Origin of the sequence: Streptomyces sp. V4I2 (genome assembly GCF_030817655.1) — a bacterium.
In the GTDB taxonomy this organism is placed as follows: domain Bacteria; phylum Actinomycetota; class Actinomycetes; order Streptomycetales; family Streptomycetaceae; genus Streptomyces; species Streptomyces plumbiresistens.
The window spans coordinates 1,462,938-1,487,622 of record NZ_JAUSZM010000003.1; the positions used below are offsets into that span (position 1 = coordinate 1,462,938).

Genomic DNA, 24,685 nt, shown 5'->3' on the forward strand with positions numbered 1-24,685 from the left:
CCTCACTCGTTGTGCAGCACCTGTGCGACCGTCAGCCGTGCCGCTCGGCGGCCCGGGATGTACGCGCCCAGGACCGCGATCACCACGCCCGCCGGGGCGAGGGCAAGCAGGGCGGAGGCCTGCCACACGTCCGTCATGTACGCGGGCAGGGTGATGTCCACGGCGTCCGCCATCCGCGGTACGACCAGTTCGTGGCCGAGCATGCCCAGCGGTATGCCGACCACGGTGCCGAGGGCGCCGAGCACCGCCATCGAGGTCACCGTCATCGCCGTCACCTGTCGGGGCGTCATGCCGATGGACTTGAGCATGCCGAGGTCGCGGCGGCGGTCGCGGGTGTTGAGGACGGCCGTGTTGAAGACGCCGAGGGAGGCGACGACGGCGAGCATCACGGTGAGTACCGATGCCGAGCCGACGATGGTCTGCGTGACGGTGTTGGCGCCGACCGGGTCCGGGCTGATCCCGGGGTCTGCGGCCCGGGCCGCGCGGGCGTAGGCGGCCGCGTCCGCTCCCTCGCGGAGTTTGACGTGGTAGGCGATCGGCTTCTCCTGGGGGGCCAGGGCGGTCAGCGTCGACTGGTCGGTGACGACGAGTCGACGGTCGTTGTGCATGTACTCCCCCACGATCGCCAGCGTCTCCTGCCGGTCGCCCTTCTCCAGCCGGACGCGGTCGCCGACCCGCAGGTCGTTGTGGCGCAGGAAGGCCGAGCCGGCGACGATCTCGCCGCTCCGGTGCATCCACCGGCCTTCGGTCAGCACGCTGTCCAGCGACGGACGGTCCCCCCGACGGCCCTCCAGCATCATCTCCTGCGCGGAGCCCGCCATCCGCACCTCTATGTCCGCCCTCGCGGTGACCTCTTCCGCACCGGGCAGGGACCGCAGCAGTGACTCGAGTTCGGGGTCGGTGTGCGTGGGCCGGATCTCCTTGCCGTTCTTGTACGCGCCGACGTACACCGTGACCTGGTAGGCGTCGCGGCCCGCCTCGCCGAACCTGGTCATCGACGTGGCCAGGCCGGTCGCGAAGGTCACGGTGGTCACGCCCAGGACGACGGCGGCGAGGGTGAGGGCACTGCGTCCGGGCCGGGCGAACGGCAGGCCGGCTCCCAGGCTCACCGAGCGTGGCAGTCTGCTGCCCGCCAGGCGCCGCTGGATGCCGAGGGCGCGTCCGGCGCGCGGGGCGCTGCCCGCGCTGATGGCCCGTGCGGCGGGCAGCCGGTGGGCGCGGGCCGCCGGGGCGAGTGCGGCGAGGAGACAGACGCCGGGCATGCCGAGCAGGGCGAGGACGTTCACCCAGGGCGCGATGCCCACGCTGTCGTGGAACACCCCCGCGTCCGGCCCCATGAAGACGAACTCGAAGAAGGGGCGGGCCAGCAGGTTCCCGGCGACGGCGCCGAGGACACAGCCGGCGACCGCGGGCACGGAGATCATCGTGAGGTACACGGCGAGCACCTGACCCGGGGTGAAACCGAGGGCCTTGAGGATGCCGATGTGCCGGAAGCCGGAGATCACCGCGCCGCTGACCACATTGGCGACGATGAGCACCGCCACCACGATGCCGAGGATGCCGAAGGCCATCAGGTAGGGGGTGTACGCGCGGGCCGAACTGCCGATCTGCTGCTTGAGGGTGAGGTACGACTGCGAGGCGGTCAGCGCGCCCGGCGCCAGCCCGTCGGTGACGGCGGCCAGGCTCGCGCGGAGCCGGTCCTGCGAGGAGGCGTCCGTGAAGCGGAAGAGCATCTGCGTGGCCGTGGGGTGCAGGGCCGCGATCTGCTCGGGGGCGACCCAGGCGTCCGCGGTCCCGGCGAGGTCGAAGGCGAACCCGACGACGGTGAGGTCCGGGCCCGAGGGCACGCGGAGCTTCTTGCCGAGGTCGTCGGCGGTCCAGTCGGACTGCCGGTTCAGGACGACCTCGCCCGGCCCGGTGGCCCAGCGCCCCGCCCACAGGTCCAGTCGGCCCACCGGGCCCGCCGGGTCGCCCCGGCCCACGACAGTGAGGTCGGTGCCGAGCCCGAAGTTCATGGTCTCGCGCGGCAGTTCGACCGCGGCCTGGGCGAAGGGCCCGGCCACGGCCTCGACACCGGGCTGCCGGGCCGTCCGCGCCAGCTCCACGTCCGAGACCCTGGCGGGATCGAAGGCGGCGGCGACATGCGCGCCGCGCTGCTTGCCGAAGGCCTTGTCGAAGGGCGCGGAGGCCGCGTCGAGCAGACCGAGCGCCACCACGAGCGCCGCCGTCGAGGTCAGCGTGACCAGGGCGATGACCAGGGTCTGGAGTCTGCGCCGCCGCACCGCCGCGCGGGCGGCCCGCCACACCGCCCTCATGCGGACGGCTCCAGGGTGTGCTCGCCGGTCACCCGGCCGTCGGCGAACTCGACCATCCGGCCGGCGCAGCGCCGGGCGAGGTGCGCGTCGTGGGTGACCAGGATCAGGGTCTGGCCGATCTGGTTGAGATCGAGCAGCAGGTCCATCACCTGCTCGCCGGCCCGGCTGTCCAGGGCACCGGTCGGCTCGTCGGCCAGCAGCAGGGCCGGACGGTTCATCAACGCCCGTGCCACGGCGACGCGTTGCCGCTCGCCGCCGCTGAGCACCGCCGGGTAGGCGTTGCGGCGGTCCGCGATGCCGAGTTCCTCGAAGAGCTCCAGGGCGCGGCGGCGGGCCTGCCGGGCCGGGGTGCCGGTCAACTGCGCGGCCAGCGCCACGTTGTCGAGCGCGGACAGGTCGTCGACCAGGTTGAAGAACTGGAAGATCATGCCGATGCGGCGGCGCCGGTACAGCGCCAGGCCCTTCTCGCTCAACTCCCCCACGTTCTCGCCGTGTACGACGACCGTGCCGCCGGTCGGCCGGTCCAACCCGGCGATCATGTTGAGGAAGGTGGACTTGCCGCACCCCGAGGGCCCCATCACGGCGACCGCCTCCCCCGCCCGGATCTCCAGCGACACTCCGTCCAGCGCGGTCGTCTCGCCGTACTCCTTGCGCACACCGTCGAGCCGTACGACGGCCTCTCCCCTGCTCTCCTCAGTGATCATGCGGAAAACGCTACGGAGGGCAGGGCCGCATGAACATCCCTCCAGGGATGGCAGATCGGGCGGCTCTCATCCTGGAGATGCAGGACCCTGTATCCACAGGCTGATGCGGACTCCGTGCCGGTCTGCCAAGGTGATGCTCGTGTGGAACGGGGAGACGAACGCGCTGATGACAGCGCTGGGGGTGGCGTGCGCGGCGGCCGTCGGGCTCGCGGTGGCGCTGTGGCGTACGCGGCGCCGGTGGCAGGCGGCCGTCGGGGAGCGCGGCTGGCTGCTGGAGCGGGAGCGGGAGAGTGCCGCACGCTCCGCGGTCGCGGCCGAACGCGACCGTATCGCCCGGGAGTTGCACGACATCGTCAGTCACAACGTCAGCCTGATGGTGGTGCAGGCCGGGGCGGCCCGCGAGGTGCTGGGCACGATGCCGGACGAGGCCGCGGCGGCGCTGCGGGCGGTGGAGGACGCGGGACGGGGTGCGATGACCGATCTACGGCACCTGCTCGGGCTGTTGGCGCCGTCGGCGAGCGGCGAGGACGTGGATCCCGGCCCGCCCGGCGACAGCGGCGACTCGGTGGAGCTGGCTCCGCAGCCCGGCCTCGACCGGCTCGGCCCGCTCGTCGACCGGATCTCCTTCGCCGGGCTGCCCGTCGAGGTACGGATCTCCGGGGAGCCGCGCCCGCTGCCGCAGGGCATCGACGTGACCGCGTACCGGATAGTCCAGGAGGCGCTGACCAACGCGCTCAGGCACGGTGACGGAGGGAAGGCCGAGGTGACCGTGCGGTACGCGGACCACGCACTGCGCGTGGAGGTGCTCAACACCGGCCCGAGCGTCCTGACCGGCGCCGCGCCCGCGCGGACGGCACCCCGGCACCGGGACGGCACGGGACGCGGACTGCTCGGACTGCGCGAGCGGGTCGCGGTGTACGGCGGAGACCTGGACGCCCGGCGCCGGCTCGGCGGCGGCTACCGGGTCCGGGCGCGCATCCCCCTGGACCGCCCGTGACGGCGGCCGGGCGGACGCCCCGCGTGCTCGTCGCCGACGACCAGAACCTGATCCGCACCGGCTTCCGGCTGATCCTCAACGCACGGGGCATCGAGGTGGTCGGGGAGGCGGCCGACGGCGCCGAGGCGGTGGCGATGGCCCGCCGACTCGAGCCGGACGTCGTGCTGATGGACATCCGCATGCCCGTCATGGACGGCCTGGAGGCCACCCGCCGCATCCTGGAACACGCCCCGGGCTGCCGGGTGCTCATGCTGACCACCTTCGACCTGGACCGCTACGTCTACACCGCGCTGTCGGTCGGGGCCAGCGGCTTCCTGCTGAAGGACGTCACGCCGGAACACCTGGCGGCGGCCGTACGGCTGGTCGACACGGGCGACGCCCTGCTGGCCCCGTCCATCACCCGGCGCCTGGTGGAGCGCTTCGCCTCCCAGGGCGAGGGTCCGTCCGCCGTGCCCGCGGATCTCGCCGCCCTCACGCCCCGCGAACTGGAGGTCCTGACCCTGCTGGGCCGCGGTCTGTCCAACACCGAGCTCGCCGCCGAACTGACCCTGAGCGAAGCCACGGTGAAGTCCCACGTGGCCCGCATCTTCGCCAAGCTGACCCTGCGCGACCGCGCCCAGGCCGTCGTCCTGGCGTATGAGACGGGGCTGGTCAAGCCGGGCGGGTGAGCTCCGCCGGGAGGACGGGTGACGTACTCGGCGCAGGGAAGGTGCGACTCCTGACGGACGGTCCACAGCTCCGGGTCCATGTTCCGCTTCTGGACCTCGCGACCGCTCAACCGCACTCCTGAGCAAGCGCCAGGAGCCCCGCGACCGCACCGAGTGCCAAGCCCGTAGGGGACCGCACCGAGCAGGTACGGGACGGCGGTGAGGGCCGCGACCGCCGCGATCAGCAGCACGCGGGCGCGCACGCCGGGCCGGTACCGCGACGGCCGGGGAATGGGCGTGGCGGCGAGTGAGCTGTCCGTCTCGCGGACCGGCGCGGCGCCACCGCGCAGCCAATGCGGCCGCGGCCTGCTGCTCGACCGGACCGGCCGGTGGAGCCGTCCCGAACGATCACAACTCGGTGATTGATGTTCCCTTTCGACGGGGACATGCCCGACGCTGACCGAGGGCGCGGATCGCCGTGCCCTCGGACCGACCTGTGACGGGGACTGAGGAGTGGGCGTGGGTGTGGGCGGAGGCGGGGAGAGAGCCGTCGCGGTGACCGGCGGCAGTGGGTTCGTCGGCGGTCACCTCGTCCGGCGGCTGCTGGTGCGGGGCTATGCGGTGCGCACCACCGTGCGGAGCCTCGCGCACACGGCGAAGGTGCGGCCGCTGCGGGAGATGCAGGAGGAGTTCCCCGGCCGGCTGGACCTGTTCGAGGCGGACCTGCTGCGCGAGGGGTCCTTCGACAACGCGATCCGCGGCTGCCGAGTCGTCTTCCACGTGGCGTCGCCGTTCTTCATGCCGGAGAAGATCAAGGACGGCAGACGGGACATGGTGGACCCGGCCCTCCTCGGCACGCGCAACGTGCTCGGCAGCCTGGAGCGGACCCCGACGGTCGAGAGACTGGTGTTCACCTCCACCGTCGGCGCGATCTTCGGCGACTACGCCGACGTGCTGGACATGGACGACCAGGTGCTCTCGGAGATGTACGTCAACACCACCAGCACGGTGCAGGACAACCCGTACCACTACGCGAAGACGGTCGCGGAGCGCGCGGCGTGGGAGGCGGAGGCGGCCCAGGACCGCTGGCGCATGGTCTCCGTCAACCCCGGCCTGATCCTGGGCCCTTCGCTCTCCCCCGCCTCGGAGTCCGGCAGTCTGTTCCTGCTGGAGGAGCTGTTCAAGGGCTACTTCTTCTACGGCGCTCCGGACTTCGCCTTCACGACGGCGGACGTACGGGAGGTGGCCGACGCGCACATCGCGGCGGCCGAGAACCCCGAGGCGAAGGGGCGTTACATCGTCGCGGCGCCGACGATGACGTCGTTCCACGACATGTCCCGCATCATCCGCGCGCACCACCCCCGCGACCTGCGGCTTCCGCGCACCGCGCTCCCGCACTGGCCGGTGCGCGTCCTGGGCCCCGCCTTCGGTCTGACCCAGGACTACATCCGGAAGCACCTCGGCATCCGCTTCCGGGTGGACAACAGCCGCAGCGTGCATGAACTGGGTATCACCTACCGCCCGATCGAGCAGACGGTGCTCGACCACTACGAGGCGTGGCGGACGCAGCGGGCCGCGCGGTGACCCTGTCGCCCTCAGGCGAAGGTCCGTCAAACCTCCATCGGAGCAACACGACGAAGGTCACAGTTACGTATCGGGCATTTTACCCTTCAATCTTCACATCAGTCACACAAGTTGGTTAGGTTGGCCGCCGGACCGCACGACTCCCTCCGGCGAACCCCGCCGTGTCGCGCGTTCCTCGGTCGAGTCACCCCCCGACCGGACCCGACGGCCGCCCAGGCGGCAGGAGTTCGGTGGTGGGGCTACGGAAGGAGTACCTCTTCCATGGCGTCGGAGCGAACCCCGCGCCCCGGAGGGATCAGTCTCCCGGGCATGCGCAACTCCGCACTCGCCACGGCGGCTCTCACCTCCGTGGCGCTGCTCTCCCAGACCGCGAGCGCCACGCCCGCGGCAGCCGAGGACGGGCCGAGCCGCGACGAGGTCCGGCAGCGGATCGACAACCTCTACGACCGGGCCGAGTCCGACACGGGAACCTTCAACGCCACCCGCGCGGGCACGAACCCGCGCAAACGCGCCGGTTCGCCCGCCGAGAGCGGACGCGAACGAGCGGGCTCGGCCACCGACGACGGCCGCGGTCGCACCGCCGCCGGTACTGGTACCGGTACCGGTACCAGTACCGGCAACTCGCCGCGCAGGCAGGGCGATCCGGCCCTCGACCAGGTCGCACGCCAGTGGTTCGACGCGGCCCGGGCCAAGCTGGGCCCGACCGTCCCGGCAGCCCTGCCGGCCGACCGGAGGCAGGCCCCGCCGGCAGCCTCCCGGCCCGCCCGCCCGGCTTCGGCCCCCGGCGTCCGTGAGCAGGCCACTGGCGACCGCCCCGCCCTGGAGCTGACCGCCGGGTCCGCCCCCGCGCTGCCACCCGCGCCGGGAGCACCGCAGGAGGCTCGGCAAGCGGACGCCCCCAGGGCACTGCCCGCCACCGCTGCCGAACCCAGGCCGTCCTCGCTGCGGACCACGAAGGAACGCGTCCAGCGTCAACTCGCCGCCGCCCGCGACCTGCTGACCGCCCACACCGCTCAGGCCGCCCCGCCGAGCACACCTCTCGCCGCGATCGAGTCCCGCCCGACCGAGGACACCTGGGCCGCCCCGGCCCCGCAGACCGGCCTCGGGACCGACGCGCTCTGGCAGCAACAGCAGCCGGCCGCCGCCACGATGAGCGCGCCGCTCACCATGGAGACGCCTCTCGTCACGGAGACGCCTCTCGCCATGGAGGCGCCGTTCGCCATGAACTCGTCCCTCAGCATGGATTCGTCGCTCAGCATGGACGCGTCCCTCGGTACAGCTACGTCCCTCACCATGGACACCCCGCTCACCATGGCTGCGCCCTTCATCACGGACGCGCCCTTCATCACGGACGCGCCCCTCATCACGGACGCGTCCTTCACCTTCGCCACTCCAGTCCCCACAGCCCCACCAGTTCCCACACAGCTCCCCTTCGCCGCACCGCCGCCCTACCCCACGACCGCACCCCTCCAGGCAGTCGACACCCCGAGCACAGGCTTCCCCCTCACCGCCGCAGCGCCGGCACCCGCCGGCATCACCCAGGCTCCGGAAGCCCCTGCGTACGAGACCAAGGCCACCCGCGCACTCGCCTTCGCCCGCGCCCAGATCGGCAAGCCGTGCGTCTGGGGCGCGGCCGGCCCGGGCTCGTACGACAACGCCGGCCTCACTCAGGCCGCGTGGCGGGCCGCCGGCGTCGAACTCCCCCGCACCACGCCCGGCCAGGCGGCCTCCGGCACGGTGGTACCCCTCGCCGAGACGCGCGTCGGCGACCTGGTCTTCTTCTACGACGACCTCAGCCACGTCGGCCTCTACATCGGCAACGGCACGATGATCCACGCGCCGGGCCCCGGGGCGTACATCCGTGAGGAGTCGGTCTTCTACGCCGGCGAGTCGGCGATCCGCGGAGCGGTGCGGCCCGCCTGAGCCGCGCCCCGACAGGACCTCCACGGTCGGCATCGTCGCCCCGCCCCGACGCGGCGGGCCCACGATGCCGACCTGCTCCAGCCGACGCCCCGTCACCCCGCGTTTGTGCCAGGCAGTTCCCTCATGCCCCCACAGGCACCCCAACCCCGCACGACTCTGGACTCCCCCTCCGGCCCTGCCCTAAGGTGCGACAGTAAGCGCTTTCTAGCTTCCCCATGGCACCGCACCGTTCCGTTTCGTCCCTCTTCGGCCTTCTCTCCCAGCCCCATGCGCCAGCCCCGTTCGAACGGCCCGCACGAGGGGCCGCCGAGCGTGCCCGGCGCGGAAAGGAAGCGTCTCGTGCCGCACAACGAACCGCAGGGCCCGTCGCAGCCGTCGGAGTCGTCGCAGCCGTCGCAGCCATGGACCCGCAAGTCCTTCCTGCGCGGAATGGCGGCCGCCGGCATCGCCCCGCTGCTCCCTGGGGTGTTACCCGGAACCGCCAGCGCCGCCGAGGCCGCCGCCTCGGACCGGCCGGACTTCCCCCTGGTCCGAGGCGGCGTCGCCACAGCCGTGTTCGTGGACACGGCGGACGACCCGGCCGTGGTCCGCGCGGCCGGCGACCTGCCCGCCGACATCGAACGGGTCAGCGGTCTGCGACCCCGACTGCTGCACACCCTGCCCACCCGCGCGCCGTACCTGGTCCTGGTGGGCACTCTCGGTTCCAGCCCGGTCATCGACCGGCTGGTCGCGGAACGGCGCCTGGACGTCTCCGGGGTGAGGGGACGCTGGGAGGCGTCGGTCACCCAGGTGGTGGAGCGGCCCGTGCCGGGCGTGGACCGCGCCCTGGTGATCGCGGGCAGCGACCGGCGCGGCACGGTCTACGGCGTCTACGACACCTCGGAGCGCATCGGGGTCTCGCCCTGGTACTGGTGGGCCGACGTGCCCGTCGTACACCGCGACACCGTGGCCGTCCCGGCGGGCCCTCTCAAGCGGCGTGAACCCTCCGTCCGTTACCGGGGCGTCTTCATCAACGACGAGCAGAACCTGACCACCTGGTCCCGCCGCACCCAGGAGCCGGACAAGAACATCGGCCCCGAGACGTACAAGCGCGTCTTCGAGCTGCTGCTGCGCCTCAAGGCCAACTACCTGTGGCCGGCGATGCATCCCTACTCCGACTTCTTCAACAAGCACCGCGACAACCCCGAACTCGCCGACCGGTACGGCATCGTCGTCGGCTCCAGCCACCCCGAGGCCCTGCTGCGCAACGGCGTCCACGAGTGGGAGCCGTGGGCGAAGGACCATCCCGGCGCGGACGGCACCCTGCCGGTCTACGACTACACCGTGAACCCCGGCGTCATCTCCGAGTACTGGAGAGCCAGAGCGCGGCAGAACGCGTCGTACGAGAGCAGTTGGACGCTCGGCATGCGCGGGCTGCACGACACCGCGCTGGAGACGAAGTACGCGACGACCATTCCGGAGAAGGTCGTGGTGATGAACGACATCATCGCGGACCAGCGCCGGATCCTGGCCGAGGAGGTCGGTGCCGCCGCCGAGCCGCAGATCTTCATCCCGTACAAGGAGGTGCTGGACCTCTACAACGCGGGTGTGCGGGTCCCGGACGACGTCACGCTGATCTGGCCGGACGACAACCACGGCAACATGCGCCAGCTGCCGAACGAGGCGGAGCGCGTCCGCGCGGGCGGCAACGGGATCTACTACCACCTGTCCTACTGGGGCCGCCCGCGCAGCTATCTGTGGCTGGACACCACCCAGCTGTCCAAGGTCTGGCAGGAGTTGCGGCGGGTGTACGAGCACGGCGTCGACCGGATGTGGATCTTCAATGTCGGTGACGTCAAGTCGATCGAGACCGGGTTGTCCTTCTCCATGGACATGGCCTGGGACGTGGACCGCTGGAACGCCGACAACGTCGAGGACTTCGTGGCCCAGTGGGCGGGGCGGCTGTTCGGGCGACGCCACGGCCCGGAGATCGCCGCGATCCGTACGGAGTACTACCGTCTCGCGGCCGAGCGGCGCCCGGAGTTCATCGACCGGGGGATGTTCTCCGTCGTCCACCACGGCGACGAAGCGGGACGCCGGACAGCTGCCTACGAGCGGCTGCTGGAGCGCGTGCGGGCGTTGGGCGCCGAACTGCCCGAGGCCTACCGGGACGCCTTCTACGAGCTGGTCGAATACCCGGTGCACGGCGCCTACTTGATGAATCTGAAGTACTACTGGGCGGACCGCAACGCGCTCGCGGTCCGGCAGGGGCGAGGAGCCGGCACCAACCGTTTCGCGGACCTGGCCGAGGCCGCCCACGCCGAGGAAGCGGCGATCACCAAGCGGTACAACACCGAGGTGGCGGGCGGGAAGTGGGACGGGATCGTCAATCCCTACCCCTCCCAGATCCCGAAGGCGCCGGGCCGGCCGGCCGTCACCAGGGTCGCCCGGCAGGAGACCTCAGGACTCGGGGTGGCGGCCGAGGGGAACGATACCGGGGCGGCCCGGCCGCTGTCCTTCTCCTCCTACACCCGCGACCGCCGTTTCGTTGACGTCTTCAACACCGGTTTCCTGAGCGTGGACTGGGCGGCGGAGACCGGTCAGCCGTGGATCCGGCTGAGTGCGACGGGCGGCTCGGTCACCGAGCAGACACGGGTGTGGGTGGAGATCGACTGGGCGGGTGTTCCCGAGGGTGCGCACGAGTCCACAGTCGTTGTCACCGGTGCCGGGCAGCGCTTCGAGGTGCCGGTGCGGGTGGTCAACGACGGGGAGCGGGCGCGTCGGCGGGCTCGCGGGTTCGTCGAGGCGAACGGGTACGTGTCCATCGACGCCGCGCACTTCGAGCAGCGGGTGGCGCGCGGCGGATCGCGCTGGCGGACCGTGCGGGGGCTCGGCCGCCGTACGGGCGCGATGGAGGCGGTGCCGTCGACGGCGGCCCCGGTCACCGGGGACTTCGCCGCCCGGGCGCCGGAGTTGAGGTACCGGGTGCGGTTCGCGAGCGCCGGGACCTTCCCGGTCACCGTGTTCCGGCTGCCCTCCCTGGACGAACGCGGCCACCGCCGGATCGCCGTCGCCCTGGACGACCAGCCGGTCACCGTGCTGTCCGGACAGTCCGTCGCCACCGGCAACCGGGGCGACGCCTGGGCCCGCAACGTGGAGGAGGGCATCGAGAAGCTGACCGCCACCGTGACCGTCGCCGCGCCCGGCGAGCACGTCCTGCGGCTCTTCATGGTCGACCCGGCGATCGCCGTCGACCAGATCGTCGTCGACACCGGCGGACTGCCCGCCACTTATCTCGCGCCGCCGGAGAGCTACCACCCGGTGTTCAATCCCGAACCGTTCCTAGAGGCTGAGTGGGAGAAGCTCCTATAGACCGTCAAGCGGCTTGTTTGAGCTGTTCGGCGGTGATGTGAGGGCGGGGTAGATGCTGGTAGACCTCGCGGGCGACGAACCGTTTCAAGCAGCGCATGATGTCCTTCTTGGTCATGCCTTCGGCGGTGCGTCTGGCGACGTACTCGCGGGTGCGCTGGTCGTGGCGCATGCGGACCAGCACGATCGTGTGCAGGGCCCGGTTGGCTTGGCGGTCTCCGCCCCGGTTGAGGCGGTGCCGGTTGGTGCGGCCGGAGGAGGCCGGCAGCGGGGCGGCACCGCACAGGTGGGCGAAGGATGCTTCCGAGCGCAGGCGGTCCGGGTTGTCGCCGACGGTGGTCAGCAGCTGGCCCGCGCTCTCGGGGCCGACGCCGGGCAGAGCGATCAGCCGTGGTGCGGCCCGGGTGACCAGCGGGCCCAGGTCCGCGTCGGCTTCGGCGATTTCCTCCTCCAGCCGCTGGCAGCGGCGGGCGAGCCGTCGCAGCGTGATCCTGACCGCGCAGTCCGGATCCGCGAGGTCGCCCACGGGCCGGGACCGGGCCAGGGCGTCTATCAGCTCGCCGGTGGCCAGGCCGCGCAGCCTCTCGCGCACCGCGGCCGGTGCGGTGATGATGAGCGTGCGGATCTGGTTGATGGTCTGGGTGCGGGCCTTGACGGCCGAACTGCGGGCCACCCGCAGGGTGCGGATGGCCTCCACGATCCCGTTGCGGGTCTTCGGAATGCCCGAGGCCCGGCCGGACAGCACGGCGGTCGCGGCGGCGTAGGCGTCAACCGGGTCGGACTTGCCATTGTCCCGCCTGGCCTTGCGGTCGGGTCGGTCGACCTCGATGACGGTGACACCCTTTGTGGTCAGGAAACGGGCGATCTCGGCCCCGTAGGCGCCGGTGCCCTCGATGCCTACCGCCAGAACCTCGCCGTGCGAACGCAGCCAGTGGAGCAGCTGCTCATAGCCGGCGGGACCGGTCGGGAACGGCTCGGTGGCCAGGTGCCGGCCCACGGTGTCGATCGCGGCCGCCTGGTGCAGGTCGGTGTGGGTGTCGATCCCGCCAATGACCGCTATCTCATCTGCTGCCATGCTGGACGTGCTGTCCTTCCGTACGACGCATCAGGGAGGGCACGCGCCGGTCGGGCGGACGGACAAGACAGTGATGGGACCTTTGGCCGGGCTCCTATGAGGTCACGAACGCCTGACCGGCACGCGCGCGCGGTGGCACCGCCCGACAGGCCGACGGTTCTCCCGACAGACAGCCGAAGCGCCAGTGAGTCCTTGAGTCAGACCTCCGAGCGGTGCCACCGCAATCATCACTGTGAGTCCTGTTGCCAGGACTGCTGCTCAACCGGGTGTCCCGAACGGTGTTGGGCACCCTGGTCGCCCGCTTTCGCTCCACCACCGGGCGGCGCGCATCCGGTGCGCGGTCCGGGAAGGTGGGGGCGGGTTTCCTCACGCCGTCGGGTTTCCGGTCGGGCCTGGGCGGTCCGATGCCCACCACGATCGCTCTGGTCGGGGTGGGGCGGTGCCGTCCTCCCCCAGTGCCTTAAGGGCCTGGGAGGTGCCCCCAGCCGGATCGGGTGCCCGAGGGCGCGTCGCCCGACCGCGATGCTCGCCGCATCGTGCCGGGACATCTTGCGTCGCGGGGTGGTCAGCGGTTTCTGCCAGTGCTGGGCACCCCACCGACTGGTGTAGGCCGGGTCGACCGCGACGATGGCCAGATTCTGTTCGGCGGCCATCGACACCAGCCGGGCCCTGAGCTTGGCGGTGGGGAAGCGGGACAGCAGGCGGCGGAAGCGTTTGTTGCGGCCGTGCTGCTCACGGCTGGTGCCGTCGGTGAAGTCGAGGTCCTCGATCGCGATCGCGGCGGCCCCGCAGCGCCGGGCGTAATGCAGCAGCCGGGTCAGGGCGTGCCGGAGCTGTGCGTCCCGGTGCTCGGTGCTGCCGGTGAGGTCGTAGAAGAACCGTTGTGGTTCGCCGACCGGGTTGCCGTGCACGTCGAGGTGCCAGGCGGCGAGGTGGTCGTCGTTCATGTCGACCCCCACCACCCCGTGGGCCAGGGCCGCTTCCAGCGGCAGGACGGGGGCGGCGGCGCGCTGCCAGGACGCGGTGACGTACCAGCGGTCACGCGCCACATCGTGGTGGATGCGGTAGGCCACCGCCCGGTTCGCGGCGATCCGGTCACACCACTCCTGCCCGCGGTGCCAGAACCGTACAGTTGCGTCGAGGATGTAGCGGCCGTGCGGGGCGTTGGCCAGGTGGGACAGCGGGGCCGGGAGCTTGACCGAGATCTGTCCGGTGTCGGTGACGCGGATGGTCTCGTTGCCGAAGCGCTTGCCGGACTCGCCGTCGGCGGTCAGGAACATCCGCTCCGCCCGCCACCGCTCCCGCCACGCCGCTGCCTCCAGGCCGGCCGCCTCAAGGTGGTGGCGGGTGTTCGCGAGGCGTTTGCCGCCGCGCACCACGTGTACGCGGCCCGCCTCCCAGTCCGCCTCCACCACCGCGAGGCGGCCCTTGAGGGTGTGCAGGCGGCGGGACTTGGCATGCCACTCACTACGCGACGCATATCCACGCGGCAGGCCTTCGCGCTTGTCGGCCTTGGCGCCCAGCGGCCGGGCCAGCCGCGCCTCGATGCGCGCGATCTGCCTGTGCAGCCAGGCCAGGTGGGTGGCCTGTCCGCGCCGGGCCAGCGCCCACTGGTCATGGGTGGCCTTGGTGATGCTGCCCGCCCAGCGTGCCAACGACCTCCCGGTCAGCTCCCGCTTGCGCACCGCCCACGAGGCCGCATCATGCACCAACCCCTGGCGGGAGCCCTCCGCGAGATCACCGGCCGCCAGCGACCCCAGGAACATCCCCACCTCGGCGAGGACCGCCGCATCCGACTCGCTCACCCGCAGCCGGTCCCGGATCGCCACCCCGGCCGGGCCGGGCACCACGAACGACGCCGCCAACTTCCGCAGTGCGCCCACCCGTTCACCCCCGCCCGGCCGAAGATCCCCGTCACGGCAGTCAACGAGCAGCCTCCGCAAAGGTCACCCATTCGACTCAAGAACTCCCGTTCACCCGACACACAGCGGAACAACCGCAGCCACACAGCCACTCACTCACACTCACCAGAAGTCACTCGTGTTCAGCCCGGATCCACCGGCTTGATGCCCGTGGATGGTTCTTCCAGAAACCAAGAAGTGTCTTGCGACCTGCGGTGATGGGGTTTTTCTAGGACCACATCAGGCACGATCGGCAAGGCACTTCCGAGATGCAGTCTTCCCATGCCGCGGCGGCGCTCTCATCCGCGTTCGATGATCCGAACCTGATCGTCGTTCCCCGTCGATCCGCCCGCCGACCCTGGGGCATCGCTTCCCACGACTGGCACGCGTTCGCCCAGGTCACCACCATGGTGGACCACTGGGACCGGCCGAACTGAGCTCCCGGAATGCATGCGTTCTACTGGCTGCTCACCTTCTCCTCGCCGCGTCTCGCCGACCACGCTCAGCAGTGCCAGGACGCCATCCGTCACCTCGCCTTCCACGAGATCAGCACGGAGAGCCTGCATCTGACACTGGGCCGAATCGGCCTCACGGATGGCCTGCCGCGTACTCGCATCCGGAGCCTCGCCGACGCCGTCCGCCGACAACGCCTCCCGCACGGTTTCCCGCTGAGCGCGTCACGAGGAGCGGTGCGCTACAGCGTGGCGCCCTGGGCGCCCGTACTCGCTCTCCACGCCCAGCTCGCCCGGGCGAGCAGCACCGTAGGGCTGCCGCCCATGAGCGCCAGCGGATATCTGCGACCTCACCTCGGTATCGCCTACTGCAACCGGTCGTTGCCCGCCTCCGAAGTCCGCGCGGCGATCGAGCCCTTGCGTCTGCTTCCGCCCGCGCCGCTGTTCGTGGACCGCGTCCAGATAGTCGAGATGCGGCGGGCGGACGGGGCATATCGCTGGCAGACCGTCGAGGAGGTCCTCCTGCAAACCGCCTGACACCGCCCGAGGCCGCGAGAAGGCGGAGCTGAAGGTCGTACACCACCCCGTTCCCCCGGGAGGGCGCCACCCCGCCGCAGATTCCGGCGGGGTGGCCGACTAGCTAAGCGGTAACGGCACCGCCCGGCTGGCGCTCGCTCGGGCCAGGAAGATACCCAGGGCCCTCGCTTGCTTTCGACTTCGTTTGAAGCAAACGACGACAACCACCGTCGCCAGCGGCAAACCACAGGCGGCGAAGCCCGCACCGAGCGGCACGAATTCCGCGTATACCTGCCAAGCCCGTGCGCCCCGGCGAGCAGCAGCGCCGCAGCGCAGGTCAGTCCTATTCCGCAGTGACGAACCGGGGGGGTGAGGCGGCCATGCGTCGAGGCGTCCGGCTTCACGACCATCGCGCTGCCTTCACTCGCGCCCTGGTCGAGAGCCGGATGTGCTGATGACGGACGAGCCGATCTCCGCCCCGACGTGCTGACCGCCGAGCGATCGACAGCACCGACGTCACGAGCCGGGGAAAGCCGACGTGTAGTGGAAGCGCACCCTGCTGCCGAGCCATACGGTCCGGGTCGTCTCCAACAGGCGGCCGTCCTCCAGGCGGGCCACCGACCACACCACGAACAGCGGCGCGTCGAGGGTCGTGTTCAGAAGGCGGGCCTCCTGGGAATTGGCCGCGCCGACTTCGAGGTAGTGGTTGGTGTCGGAGGGTGCGAGCTCGAAGATCTCGCGGAGGGTCCGGGAGAGCGAACCGTCGATGAGGGGCTGATCGGACAACCCGGGCGCCATGGGCTCGGGGACCCACGAGTCCGTGAGCCCGATGGCGCGGTCGTTGACCACGTGGAGCCGCTTGAGGTGGAACCGCTTGGCGGAGGCTTCCTCCGGGGTGATGAGCCTGGTCAGCTCATGGGGCTCGGGCTCGGTGGGGGCGTCGTGCAGGTGGATGGACTTCGCGGTCTGGCCCGCGGCGTGAAAGCGGTCCCGCCATGGCGTGGTGAGCGCGAAGTCGTGCTGGACCGGTTCCGGAATGTCGGCGACGAAGGTGCCGGCGCCCTGCCGGCGCTCGACGTAGCCATCCGCGGCCAGGGCACTGAGCGCCTGGCGGATGGTGATGCGGCTGACGCCGTAAAGCTCGGAGAGTTCACGCTCGGTCGGCAGCCGGTAGCCCGTCTGGAGTTCCTGGTCGATCTGCCGACGCAGATCGCGCTGTACCTGGGCCCAGGCTGGCATGGGCGACTTTCGATCCACCGGGTGCACGGACATGCGACCCCGGGCGGTCGTCGCGCCATCGACGACGGACACGGTCAGACTCCCCTCACCCTTCGCGCGCCGACAACCACGCCGCGCCACACAATTGGTCTCAAAGTTATCACCTATCGCTGGACTCGCGGCAACGGCAGGTCGCGCGAAGGGAGCGTCGCTCGCGTCAGGAATCGAGTTTGATGTGCCGCGCGTCCATGTTCACTGCTCCACCGCGGAAGGGCGGACGGCCCCACCGCAGCGCCGCACCGTGGGCAAACCAGGCCCCTGCCACCGCCGTGGCGATGTCACGCAGGATGGCGGCGTCCGGTGCGCTGGGGTTCGTGAGATCGCGGGTGTCGACCTGACGGACGGTCTGGCCGGTGGTACGCAGGGCATCGGCCAGGCGGTCGAATCGCGATCGGCCACGCGGACCCATGAGTTGGAGGGTGAGGTGCGCCTCGGGACCGATGAAGTAGTCGACGTGCCCGCTCTCTTCCAGGGGCACGTTGCGCACCGCCAGTCCGCAGGCCTCGATCAGCTTCAGGACCCAGAAGTCGGCTCCGCTGCACAGCTCCGGAAGAGACAGGACGGAGACGGCGGCCGGCGCGGACTCGGGCAGAGCCTTCAGCTGTGCGTCGACACTCTCGCGTACGCCGTCCAGGCTTTTCGCGAGGCCCCGGTTGAATTGTGAGGTGTCGACTCCGCACACGGCGGCCACCCCTTGGGCGAGCATGACGTGCCCGGCGCAGGGAACCACCTCCTCCACCCGCAGCGTGGGCACCAGCTGGACCTCGTCGGCCGCGTCCGCCAGTGGCGAGGACGACTGTGAGGTGATGGCGACGGTCTTCAGTCCGGCGGTCCGCGCCATGCGCAGGGCCCTGACGGTGGCGCCGGAGGTTCCGGAGTGCGAGATGCCCACAAGGGTGTCGCAGGCGGCGGGCAGGGTCTCACTCCAGGTGACATCGCCCGCGGACAGGGCACGGTGGCCGAATCCGGTGGCGATCAGTCCGGAGGCAAGGGAGTCCCCCGAGCCGACGAAGACCGCGCGTCCCAGGTCCGGGACGCTGCCGACGGCTACCGGGGACGCATCGAGCAGCGCGGCATGCAGCGCGGCGCTTGCCGAAGCAGAGGCGGACGCAGGAGCGGATTCGGGTGCGGAGGGCATGGTTCTAGATCTCCTTGCGGGTGGTGATGCCTGGGAAGGGGCGCGACATGGGGGCCGCCGCGGCGAGTGCCTCGTGGCCCCAGCCGGCGAGGGCGGTACGGGCGATGCTGGTGCCGAACACGGCGGCCTCGACCGGGTCGGCGCCGGCGGCGAGGGCGGCCACGACAGCGGCCGCGCAGGCGTCTCCGGCGCCGGTGGTCTCGACGACGGTGACCGCGCGGTCACGTATGGACCAGATGCCGTCGGCCGTGACGACGTAGCTGCCCTCGGCGTCGAGGCGGGCGATCACCGGCAGATCCAGCCGGGCCGCCAGTGACCTGGCGGCGCGGCGCGGATCGGAGTCCAGCAGGGTCAGCTGGACCCGGCTCGGCAGCAGTACGGTCGTTGCCGAGACCACCAGGCGCAGGTACGCCAGGCCCTGTTCGGCGACCAGGAGTTGGTGCGGGTCGAGGCCGACCAGGGTGTTCGGGTCCGCCGCGGGCCGCTCGGCCGGGGACGAGGCCACCAGCCCGTCGAGGCCGTCCTCGAAACCGGCCGTCGGCGCGGGAAGCGGGTCCTCCGACCCGGGCCGGTGCCCTGGGTTTTCGAGTTCGGTACCCGCTGTCGTGTCCTGCGTGACGATGCGCCGTCCGCGGGCGGAGTTCAGGATCCACAACCTCGGCACGGTGGGCACCTGGCGGCAGTGCCGCCGGTCGACGCCCAAGTCGTCGAAGATCCGCGCGAACCCGGGATCGTCCTCAGGCAGCGGGCAGCTCACGCGGACGTGCGTGCCGGCGACGAGACGTGCGCCGAGTGCGGCGAACAGCGCCGGCCCGCCGGGGCACGAGAAGCGTGCCCCGGCGGGTTCGGTGACCAGATGGTCGACCGACAGGCCCGCGTGGATGCCGACCAGCGTCACTGAGAGAACCGGGAGAAGGCGTACTGGACGGTGCGGTCGCGCGGCCCGTCCAGCTCCAGGAGGTAGACGCCCTGGCTGTGGCCGATCCCCAGTTGCCCGTCGACGACCGGCAGGGTCAGCGACTGGGCACCGAACACGCACCGGACGTGCGCGGCCGCGTCCTGCGGTCCGTCGTGCAGATGGACGAAGGGGCGGTTCACGGGTATCTGCCCCTCGATGAACAGCCGGATGTCGTGGAGCGTGGTGCCGTCGACACCCGAGTTGAGGATCAGCGTGCACGTGGTGTGCGGGATGTAGACCGTGAGCGTCCCGTCGCCCAGCTGCGGCGGGACGGCGTCCCTGAGCCGCGGAGTGAGATCGGTGAAGCCCACAGGAGCGGCGAAGCCGTCGGCGGGCTTGGTGTTCAGGCTGAAGCTCAGCCACTTGCCGATCGTGGGGGGAGTGCTCATCGATGTGCCTTTCTTGTCTGTTCATGGTGGTTCCATGGGTGGTTGCCCACGCCGTCCCGCCCGCCTAGGGCGCGGCGAGTCGTGAGACGCGTACGCCGTCGGCCGCGACGGCGCCGCGCTCGACGACGAAGCCCGTGCCACCGCCGAGGGTGTCGGCGGTGGTGCCGGTGAGCCGGGTCCTGCCGTCGACAGACAGCGCGAGATCCCTGCCACGACAGCGCAGTTCCACCTCGTACGGGCGGTCGCGCTCGTACGAGAACGGAGTCTCGGCCAGGACGTGGCGTTCGCCGTCGCGCTGGTGCAGCAGGCGCAGGCGGTCTCCGCCGGTGAAGGGCCCCCGCGTAGAAGCGGCGGTGGCCTCTGCTGCGGACCACCAGGCCGGCGGTCTCGTGCAGGGAGAGGGTGAGCCGGCTGGCTACGGCGTAGTCGGTCCACTCCCGGGTCCCGGTGGTGACTACGCCGAGGGCGTCCGGGTGGGAGACGGAGTAGGTGACGGCGAAGTCGGCCTCGAAGTTCTTCGCCGAGCTCACCCAGGGCGCGAGTGCCGGGGGTTTGGTGTCCCAGATGGAGGCGAGCAGGACGCCGCTCTGCTCGAACCGCTCCGGTGCGTCGCGCCAGTCCAGTTCGTGCAGGAACGCTTCCGCATCGGGGTCGGCGTCGGCTCCGGCGGTGAAGGCGAATCCGACCCGGAAGGGGACCAGGCCGCCGACGGGAGGAACCTGCCAGGTGACCGTACGAGGGGCGGGGCCGAGGAGGTGCGTTTCGCCGAGGACCGTCGTGGCCCGTCCCGCGTCGGCGTACAGGACGTAGGGGCGGACGCTCGTGCCGATGCGGGCGGCGGACAGGCGGGCGGTCAGCGTCTGGCCGGGGTAGAGCGTGGGGCTGGCGAGGGTGGAGAAGTTGCCGCTGGTGTCGGCGGGGTCGAGGAACGTGGGTGTGGAGACGTGGGCCGTGGCCGGTCCGTGCGGTCCGCCGTCGCCGAGCCGTACGCGCAGCGCGCCGCCGGTGCCCACCGGCGCCGGCCCGTCGGCGCCCGGCTGGTACGGGCAGGCAGTGAAGCCCTGGACCGAACCACGGTAGGCGAAGGTGAACCGGGGCCGGGGCGGCGGGAGTCCGCCCCCGGCGAGGACAGCGGCGGAGGCGAGGATCCGGTCGGTCTCGCGGGTGGCGTCGCTGACGCACTCGCCTCCGTCGGCGGTGACCACGAGCAGGCGGTCGGCCACCGGTGTCCTGAGGCCGGGGCCCTCGCCGAGCGCGTCGAGACCGAGGCGTACGCCGTTGAGACAGCCCACGGTCCCGGCGTTGCTGTCGGTGTCGAAGCCGACGGACGACGCGATCATCACCGAGGTGGGGAAGCTGTCGCCGGCGCCGAGGAGCGCGCCGAGTGACATCGCCAGGTTGGACAGCGCGTGGCAGGGGCCGGGGTACCGGGCGTATCCGTAGTGCCGGTCCACCCAGTCGCGGATGTCGCGCCAGTCGCGGTCGGCGGAGCAGTTGGCGCGGACCTCGTCCAGCAGGGTGCGTACCGCCGAGGAGCGCACGAACGCGGTGCCCGCGTCGAGTAGGCGGTCCAGGTCGGGCTCGTCGAAGGCCAGCGCACGCATGGCGGCGAGCAGACTGGCCGACTCCAGCGCGTCGCCGTCGTGGCTGACCGACGCGGCGGACCTGGTCAGGGCGACGGCGCGGTCGGGGTCGCCGGGGCACATCAGGCCGAAGGCGTCGCTGAAGATCTGGGCGCCGATCTGCTCGGCGAGGGTGCGGCCGTTGACGGCGATGGATCCGCTGCGCGGGGCCGGTATGCCGCGGCGCAGGTTGAGGAACGCGGTGTGCTCGGTGGACCGTCCCATGCCGCCCCACCACAGGATGGTGCGGTCCTCGATGACGTAGTTGAGCCAGGTGTCGCCGACGTGGGCCGGTTCGATCGTCAGGCCCGGGTTGTCGAGGACGACGCGGGCGAAGGCGAGGGTGCCGGAGATGTCGTCGTCGGCGACGACCAGCGGGACGCCGAGGTCGTCGTTGACGTACCTGCCGACATCTCCGAACCGGTCGGTGATGTCCTGGTAGGGCCAGCCCTCGACGGGGCGTCCGAGATAGACGCCGATGATCTTGCCGAGAACTCCGGCGTACACCTGCTCGGCGTACCGGTCCGCGGGATGCGTCGCTACGGGATGCGTCGTCATGTCACCCCTTGACCGCGCCGCCGGCCATGCCGTCCACGACGTACCGCTGCAGGGCGATGAAGACGCCGAGGACCGGGAGGATGAGGACGAGGGCGCCCGCCATCATGACGCCCAGCTGGGTGGAGAAGGTGCCGTTCATCGACAGGAAGCCCAGGGTGACGGTCTGGTCGGACGGGTCGTGCAGGAAGGTCGAGGAGATGAGGAAGTCGTTCCAGGCGCTGAGGCCGACGATGACGCCCACGGTGATCAGACCGGGCCGTACGACGGGGAGCAGCACCCGGTGGATCAGCTGGATGACGTTGGCGCCGTCGACCAGGGCCGCCTCTTCGAGTTCCTTGGGGACGTTGAGGAAGAAGGTGCGCATCAGGAAGGTCGCGAACGGCATGTTGATGGCGGCGAGGATCACGCCGACCGCGAAGACGTTGTCGAGGAGCCCCAGGGCGGCGACCCCGGCGTACAGGGGAAAGATGAACAGCTGGATCGGCACCGTCATGGCCATGGTCAGGTAGACCATGACGGCGGGCCACATGCGGATCTTCTGTCCGGCCAGCACGTACCCGGCCAGGGACGAGCAGACCAGCACGACGACGACCGTGGTGCCGGTGAGCAGGACGCTGTTGAGGAATCCGGTGCCGAACGCGCCGTACTGCCAGGCGGTCGTGAAGTTCGACAGGCTGAGCGACTTCGGCAGTGAGAACGGGCTGCCGGTGACGCCCGCGTTGGACTTGAAGCTGTTGAGAAGGACGAGGAAGAGAGGGAAGAGCGCGGTGGCGGCGAAGACCAGGAGCACGGTGTGGGCCATGACGCCCTTGCACCGGGTTTTCACGCTGTGGTTCCTGCTGTGGTTCCTCATGACGACAGTTGCCTCCGGCTCATCCAGGTGTAGACACACGAGGCGATCAGTCCGAAGAAACTCATGATCAGCCCGACGGCGGACGCCTTGCCGAACTCGAACGCCGAGAACGCGAAGGCGTAGGCGTAGGTGCCCATCACCTCGCTGGAGTGCGCGGGGCCGCCCTGCGTGAGCAGGTAGACGTAGTCGAAGGCGAGGAAGGAGAAGATCACCGTCATCACGCCCATGAGCAGCAGCGTGGGGCGGATGCTCGGGAGGTAGACGTGCCGGAAGACCTGCCAGGAGCCGGCGCCGTCGACGATCGCCGCTTCCACCTGTTCCACCGGTGTCTGTCGCAGGGCGCCGAAGTAGACGACGGTGAGGAAGCCCCAGAAGTGCCACATGTCGACGGCGGCGGCCGCGTAGATCGCGCCGTGCAGGCTGGACAGCGGTGAGTCGATGTGCAGGGCCCCGATGACACCGCCGTTGGGGTTGTAGATGATGTTCAGCCACACCATCGCGTTGACCACCGGCGCCAGGACGTACGGCATGAGGTAGACGACCTGGTAGAAGGTGCGCGTGCGGCGTCTGCGGAGCAGGAGCCAGGCGGTGAGCAGGCTGATGACGGCGGGGAGGCTCAGGAAGAGGGCGAGCCACTTGATGTTGTTGCCCAGGGCGGTGGTGAAGACGGGGTCGGCGAGGATGTCGGTGAAGTTGCGCAGGCCGACGTAGTCGGCGTGGAAGCCGATGCCGGTCCAGTCGGTGAAGGCGGCCATCGCGGTCAGGACGCCGGGTACGACGACGACCAGGACGGACAGGAGCAGGGCCGGTGCGACCAGTAGGTGGTTGACCAGGGACCGGCGCCGCTGGTAAGCGCGGCGGGCCCGGTGATCCGGCGCGGGGGTCCGGCCGGTCGGGTGGGGCGCCGGAGTTGCCGTAGCTGTCATGCTCGCGTTCCTCCGAGCGCCGGATGCCGCGCTGTGCGCTCGCGGCATCCGACGGCTCTGGGTCGGTGGGGCGGGACCGTTACCCGGCGGGCTCGGGCACCGGGGGCACCAGACCCTTGGCCTTCTCGGCGGCGAAGGTCGACTGGACCTTGTTCAGGAAGTCGGTCGTGCTCTCGGTGCCGAGCCAGACCCCGTCCACGTCGGTGAAGGCGGTGGCGGTGGCCGGCGGGAAGAAGGTGCCGGCGAAGAAGCCGTAGTTGCCCTTGCTGACGGTGGCGATGGTGTCCTTGACCGACTGGACGTACGCCTTGGACAGACCGGTGTAGGAGGCGGGGTCGAGGTCGAACTTCTTGAGCGGGACGCCCCAGTAGCCGGGCCAGGACTTGTTCATCTGCTGGGCGAACTTCTCGCTCATCATGAAGTCGATCACCTCGGCCGCGCCGTCCTTGTGCGCGGAGTGCGCGTTGATCGACAGCGAGGCGGTGGTGCCGAGGGTGCCGCTGGGCGAGGGCAGACCCGCGGTGACGTTGGGGAAGGGGGCGAAGCCGAGGTCCGAGGTGTTCCCGGCGGCGTCGTTGAAGGAGTCACTGGCGAACTGGAAGGCCAGGGTGGGGCCGAAGAAGAAGGGCGACTTGCCCTGGGCCAGCAGCTGCATGGACTCGACGAAGTTCAGGTTCGCGTAGTCCTTTCCGCCGAGGTAACCCTTCTTGTAGAAGGCGGCGGAGTCGTCGACGGCCTTGGCGATCTTCGGGTCGGTCCACTTGATCTTGCCCTGCAGCGCGTCGTAGACGGCCTTGCCGCCCGCCACGTGCGTCAGGAACATCGAGATGTAGTTCTGGTTGACCGGCTTCCAGCCCTTGTTGCCGGTGACCGAGGGGTACAGGCCCGCCTTGGCGGCCTTGTCCATGTCGGCGGTCAGCTCGGTGAAGGTGGCCGGCACCCCGACGCCCAGCTTGGCGAGGACCTTCTTGTTGTAGAAGACCCCGAGGTTGTTGAGCGAGTTGGGCAGGGAGTAGAGCTTGCCGTGCGCGGTCCCCGACTCGTACATCGGCGCCAGGATCCGGTCCTTCCACCCGTACTTCTCCGCGTACGGGGTCATGTCTGCCAGCTTGCCCTGGACGGCGTAGGCCGCTGAGAAGGCCGGCCCCGACCCATAGACGATGTCAGGGCCCTTGTTGGCCGAGAGCGCCACCTGGACGTTCTTGTCGACGGCGTTGTTGAAGGTGACCTTGAGGTCGTACTTGCTCTGCGACGCGTCGAACCCGTCGACGAGCACCGATTGCATGGTCTTCTGCTGCTGCGGCGACGCGCCCCAGAACCACAGCTGGAGGGTCTGACGACCGCCGGCGGACGAGGACCCGCCGCCGGAGCACGCCGAGAGTACGGCCGCCATTGCCACCAGGCCCGCGCCGAGCGCCCGGATCCCTGATCTGCTCATGTACCAGCTCCTTTTGCTTCCGCGCACCCGGCCCCTTGCGGGGCCGCCAGGAGCACCGTGAAC

General features: G+C 70.7%; 19 protein-coding genes. 7 read left to right on the forward strand and 12 right to left on the reverse strand.

Annotation, left to right across the window (positions count from 1 at the left end):
- Positions 1 to 2 precede the first annotated feature (2 nt).
- Both QFZ76_RS07675 and QFZ76_RS07680 read right to left on the reverse strand, forming a co-directional pair.
- Positions 3 to 2,315, reverse strand: a complete 2,313-nt coding sequence (locus tag QFZ76_RS07675) for an ABC transporter permease (protein ID WP_307673007.1) — start codon at positions 2,313 to 2,315, stop codon at positions 3 to 5.
- Positions 2,312 to 3,019, reverse strand: a complete 708-nt coding sequence (locus tag QFZ76_RS07680; RefSeq protein WP_307673008.1) for an ABC transporter ATP-binding protein — start codon at positions 3,017 to 3,019, stop codon at positions 2,312 to 2,314. The genes QFZ76_RS07675 and QFZ76_RS07680 overlap by 4 nt, the downstream gene beginning before the upstream one ends.
- Positions 3,020 to 3,152: 133 nt before the next feature.
- Here QFZ76_RS07680 and QFZ76_RS07685 point away from each other — a divergent pair, with 133 nt between their 5' ends.
- From QFZ76_RS07685 to QFZ76_RS07705, 5 genes are all read left to right on the forward strand, one after another.
- Positions 3,153 to 4,016 carry a sensor histidine kinase gene (locus tag QFZ76_RS07685; protein WP_307673009.1) on the forward strand — a complete coding sequence of 288 codons (864 nt, stop codon included), beginning with the start codon at positions 3,153 to 3,155 and terminating at the stop codon, positions 4,014 to 4,016.
- The gene (locus QFZ76_RS07690) at positions 4,013 to 4,684 is read left to right on the forward strand and encodes a response regulator transcription factor (RefSeq protein ID WP_266444441.1); all 672 of its coding nucleotides are present in this window, start codon (positions 4,013 to 4,015) and stop codon (positions 4,682 to 4,684) included. Before QFZ76_RS07685 ends, QFZ76_RS07690 begins: the two co-directional genes overlap by 4 nt.
- A 492-nt stretch (positions 4,685 to 5,176) precedes the next feature.
- Entirely contained in the window at positions 5,177 to 6,247 is a 1,071-nt protein-coding gene (locus tag QFZ76_RS07695; RefSeq protein ID WP_307673010.1) for an NAD-dependent epimerase/dehydratase family protein, read from the forward strand.
- A gap of 309 nt (positions 6,248 to 6,556) precedes the next feature.
- Complete coding sequence (locus tag QFZ76_RS07700) at positions 6,557 to 8,170, forward strand: NlpC/P60 family protein (protein WP_307673011.1); 1,614 nt, start codon at positions 6,557 to 6,559, stop codon at positions 8,168 to 8,170.
- Between the two features lie 429 nt (positions 8,171 to 8,599).
- Positions 8,600 to 11,521 carry a glycosyl hydrolase 115 family protein gene (locus tag QFZ76_RS07705; protein ID WP_307679955.1) on the forward strand — a complete coding sequence of 974 codons (2,922 nt, stop codon included), beginning with the start codon at positions 8,600 to 8,602 and terminating at the stop codon, positions 11,519 to 11,521.
- 4 nt (positions 11,522 to 11,525) lie between these two features.
- On the opposite strand, the gene QFZ76_RS07710 is transcribed toward QFZ76_RS07705, so the two are convergent.
- Positions 11,526 to 12,593: an IS110 family transposase gene (locus tag QFZ76_RS07710; protein WP_307672140.1), complete on the reverse strand. Its 1,068-nt coding sequence runs from the start codon at positions 12,591 to 12,593 to the stop codon at positions 11,526 to 11,528.
- Positions 12,594 to 12,820: 227 nt separating this feature from the next.
- Positions 12,821 to 14,359, reverse strand: a complete 1,539-nt coding sequence (locus QFZ76_RS07715; RefSeq protein WP_373464505.1) for an IS200/IS605 family accessory protein TnpB-related protein — start codon at positions 14,357 to 14,359, stop codon at positions 12,821 to 12,823.
- Between the two features lie 404 nt (positions 14,360 to 14,763).
- On the opposite strand from QFZ76_RS07715, the gene QFZ76_RS07720 reads away from it, so the two are divergent.
- Together QFZ76_RS07720 and QFZ76_RS07725 are read left to right on the forward strand one after the other, a co-directional pair.
- A complete protein-coding gene (locus QFZ76_RS07720) occupies positions 14,764 to 14,931 on the forward strand; it encodes a hypothetical protein (protein WP_307673013.1) in 168 nt (55 codons plus the stop codon).
- A gap of 9 nt (positions 14,932 to 14,940) precedes the next feature.
- On the forward strand, positions 14,941 to 15,483 hold the full coding sequence (locus QFZ76_RS07725) for a 2'-5' RNA ligase family protein (RefSeq protein ID WP_307673014.1): 543 nt from the start codon (positions 14,941 to 14,943) through the stop codon (positions 15,481 to 15,483).
- A gap of 495 nt (positions 15,484 to 15,978) precedes the next feature.
- Here QFZ76_RS07725 and QFZ76_RS07730 read toward each other — a convergent pair whose 3' ends face one another.
- The 8 genes from QFZ76_RS07730 to QFZ76_RS07765 form a co-directional block, all read right to left on the reverse strand.
- Positions 15,979 to 16,701, reverse strand: a complete 723-nt coding sequence (locus QFZ76_RS07730) for a GntR family transcriptional regulator (protein ID WP_307673015.1) — start codon at positions 16,699 to 16,701, stop codon at positions 15,979 to 15,981.
- A gap of 196 nt (positions 16,702 to 16,897) precedes the next feature.
- A complete protein-coding gene (locus QFZ76_RS07735; protein ID WP_307673016.1) occupies positions 16,898 to 17,878 on the reverse strand; it encodes an SIS domain-containing protein in 981 nt (326 codons plus the stop codon).
- 4 nt (positions 17,879 to 17,882) lie between these two features.
- The gene (locus tag QFZ76_RS07740) at positions 17,883 to 18,776 is read right to left on the reverse strand and encodes a PfkB family carbohydrate kinase (protein WP_307673017.1); all 894 of its coding nucleotides are present in this window, start codon (positions 18,774 to 18,776) and stop codon (positions 17,883 to 17,885) included.
- Entirely contained in the window at positions 18,773 to 19,225 is a 453-nt protein-coding gene (locus QFZ76_RS07745) for a secondary thiamine-phosphate synthase enzyme YjbQ (RefSeq protein ID WP_307673018.1), read from the reverse strand. The genes QFZ76_RS07740 and QFZ76_RS07745 overlap by 4 nt, the downstream gene beginning before the upstream one ends.
- The gene (locus QFZ76_RS07750) at positions 19,222 to 21,405 is read right to left on the reverse strand and encodes an ADP-ribosylglycohydrolase family protein (protein WP_307673019.1); all 2,184 of its coding nucleotides are present in this window, start codon (positions 21,403 to 21,405) and stop codon (positions 19,222 to 19,224) included. Before QFZ76_RS07750 ends, QFZ76_RS07745 begins: the two co-directional genes overlap by 4 nt.
- Before the next feature lies 1 nt (position 21,406).
- Positions 21,407 to 22,231: a carbohydrate ABC transporter permease gene (locus tag QFZ76_RS07755; protein WP_307673020.1), complete on the reverse strand. Its 825-nt coding sequence runs from the start codon at positions 22,229 to 22,231 to the stop codon at positions 21,407 to 21,409.
- A 23-nt stretch (positions 22,232 to 22,254) separates the two neighbouring features.
- A complete protein-coding gene (locus QFZ76_RS07760; RefSeq protein ID WP_307673021.1) occupies positions 22,255 to 23,184 on the reverse strand; it encodes a carbohydrate ABC transporter permease in 930 nt (309 codons plus the stop codon).
- A gap of 79 nt (positions 23,185 to 23,263) precedes the next feature.
- Positions 23,264 to 24,622: an ABC transporter substrate-binding protein gene (locus tag QFZ76_RS07765; RefSeq protein ID WP_307673022.1), complete on the reverse strand. Its 1,359-nt coding sequence runs from the start codon at positions 24,620 to 24,622 to the stop codon at positions 23,264 to 23,266.
- Positions 24,623 to 24,685: the final 63 nt, after the last annotated feature.

What these genes read in the sequence shown, in the direction of transcription:
- QFZ76_RS07745 (WP_307673018.1), bottom strand. Translation starts at nt 19,225, where the DNA reads ATGAGCACTCCCCCCACGATCGGCAAGTGGCTGAGCTTCAGCCTGAAC.
- QFZ76_RS07700 (WP_307673011.1), top strand. Translation starts at nt 6,557, where the DNA reads ATGCGCAACTCCGCACTCGCCACGGCGGCTCTCACCTCCGTGGCGCTG.
- QFZ76_RS07730 (WP_307673015.1), bottom strand. Translation starts at nt 16,701, where the DNA reads ATGCCAGCCTGGGCCCAGGTACAGCGCGATCTGCGTCGGCAGATCGAC.
- QFZ76_RS07680 (WP_307673008.1), bottom strand. Translation starts at nt 3,019, where the DNA reads ATGATCACTGAGGAGAGCAGGGGAGAGGCCGTCGTACGGCTCGACGGT.
- QFZ76_RS07685 (WP_307673009.1), top strand. Translation starts at nt 3,153, where the DNA reads ATGCTCGTGTGGAACGGGGAGACGAACGCGCTGATGACAGCGCTGGGG.
- QFZ76_RS07710 (WP_307672140.1), bottom strand. Translation starts at nt 12,593, where the DNA reads ATGGCAGCAGATGAGATAGCGGTCATTGGCGGGATCGACACCCACACC.
- QFZ76_RS07675 (WP_307673007.1), bottom strand. Translation starts at nt 2,315, where the DNA reads ATGAGGGCGGTGTGGCGGGCCGCCCGCGCGGCGGTGCGGCGGCGCAGA.
- QFZ76_RS07705 (WP_307679955.1), top strand. Translation starts at nt 8,600, where the DNA reads ATGGCGGCCGCCGGCATCGCCCCGCTGCTCCCTGGGGTGTTACCCGGA.
- QFZ76_RS07750 (WP_307673019.1), bottom strand. Translation starts at nt 21,405, where the DNA reads ATGACGACGCATCCCGTAGCGACGCATCCCGCGGACCGGTACGCCGAG.
- QFZ76_RS07715 (WP_373464505.1), bottom strand. Translation starts at nt 14,359, where the DNA reads ATGTTCCTGGGGTCGCTGGCGGCCGGTGATCTCGCGGAGGGCTCCCGC.
- QFZ76_RS07760 (WP_307673021.1), bottom strand. Translation starts at nt 23,184, where the DNA reads ATGACAGCTACGGCAACTCCGGCGCCCCACCCGACCGGCCGGACCCCC.
- QFZ76_RS07720 (WP_307673013.1), top strand. Translation starts at nt 14,764, where the DNA reads ATGCAGTCTTCCCATGCCGCGGCGGCGCTCTCATCCGCGTTCGATGAT.
- QFZ76_RS07725 (WP_307673014.1), top strand. Translation starts at nt 14,941, where the DNA reads ATGCATGCGTTCTACTGGCTGCTCACCTTCTCCTCGCCGCGTCTCGCC.
- QFZ76_RS07735 (WP_307673016.1), bottom strand. Translation starts at nt 17,878, where the DNA reads ATGCCCTCCGCACCCGAATCCGCTCCTGCGTCCGCCTCTGCTTCGGCA.
- QFZ76_RS07765 (WP_307673022.1), bottom strand. Translation starts at nt 24,622, where the DNA reads ATGAGCAGATCAGGGATCCGGGCGCTCGGCGCGGGCCTGGTGGCAATG.